We start from the raw sequence: 1,115 nt of genomic DNA on the forward strand, positions 1-1,115 counted from the left end.
CTGTAGGGCATTCCCGGGGAAAAAGCGACGCCCCCCCGCGGGTCAACATAGGCCGTCGTCGGAAACGCTGGGCCTGATACCGGTCGGGTGGCAATGACTACGGCTGGAAATCTCGACGCTCCTCCCAATTGATCCCAATTGATAATGCCGGCCCGATGCGGGAAGATTGTCGCCTATCCGGAGTCGGGGGGCTTCATGACCTTTACCGTTCGCGCCGCACTATGCCTGCTGCTGGCGCTCGCACCCTTGCAGGTTCGAGCGCAAGACTCGGATCAGGGCGACGACAAGACCGTGATGGTCGCCCCCGACGATGCCGAGATGGCGGCAGCGATTGCGCAGGCGCGATCCAGCCTGGACGACTTCCTGGCTCTGTCCGAAGCTCCGCCGCCGGGAGCCGACAAGTTCAAGCTGAAGGTCATGGTCGTGGACGGAAATGTGACGGAGCATTTCTGGGTCATCCCCTTCAAGCGCACCGCCACCGGCTTCGTCGGCATATTGGCGAACGAGCCGGAACTCGTCCGCAACGTCGTCTTCGGCCAGAACATCGAATTCACCAGGGACGATATTTCCGATTGGGGATACACCAGGGACGGCCATCAGGTCGGCAGCTTCACCGTCTGCGTGATGTTCAAGAAAATGTCGAAGGAAGAGGCTGACTACATGCGCACCCAGTACGGCTTCGATTGCTGAGCGAAGCGCGTCATCCGGCCGCTTCGTCCTTCGCCCCGATCTTGCGTACCAGCGCCGCCGTGGCAAGCATGGCGCCGAGATCGGCGATCATCGGCGCGACATGGGTGTTGTAGTCGATCGGCACGGAGATATCCGGCAGCTCGAAGAAGTTCTTCGACCGCGGCATCAACAGAAAACCGTCGCTGCCGCTCAGCGCCACCCGGGCCTGGTCGTAAGGCCATGTCTCGCCGAGCCAGGTCAGCGCGCTGGCCAGGCGTCCGGTGACCAGCGGCCTCGCCGCGTCGACATTGTCGGTGCGGAACTCGTAGCTGGCGTCGAGTTCCGGCACGCCGCAGGCCAGTTCCTGCAGCTTGCTGGAGAACATGCCGCGGAAGAAGCCGACCACCTTGCCGGCCTTGCGCGCCGCAACCAGCATGCCTGGGAAC

General features: G+C 63.0%; 1 protein-coding gene and 1 pseudogene. One reads left to right on the forward strand and one right to left on the reverse strand.

What is annotated here, in order from left to right:
* Positions 1-195: 195 nt before the first annotated feature.
* The gene (locus EOA29_RS37345; RefSeq protein ID WP_126092410.1) at positions 196-690 is read left to right on the forward strand and encodes a DUF2314 domain-containing protein; all 495 of its coding nucleotides are present in this window, start codon (positions 196-198) and stop codon (positions 688-690) included.
* 10 nt (positions 691-700) lie between these two features.
* Here the strand turns inward: EOA29_RS37345 and EOA29_RS37350 are convergent.
* Positions 701-1,115, reverse strand: a pseudogene (locus tag EOA29_RS37350) (DUF3137 domain-containing protein); the annotation flags it as partial.

Source organism: Mesorhizobium sp. M1E.F.Ca.ET.063.01.1.1, from assembly GCF_003998155.1.
GTDB lineage: Bacteria > Pseudomonadota > Alphaproteobacteria > Rhizobiales > Rhizobiaceae > Mesorhizobium.

Bases quoted from the DNA above. Each gene is read 5' to 3' on its own strand.
- EOA29_RS37345 (WP_126092410.1), top strand. From the start codon at position 196: ATGACCTTTACCGTTCGCGCCGCACTATGCCTGCTGCTGGCGCTCGCA.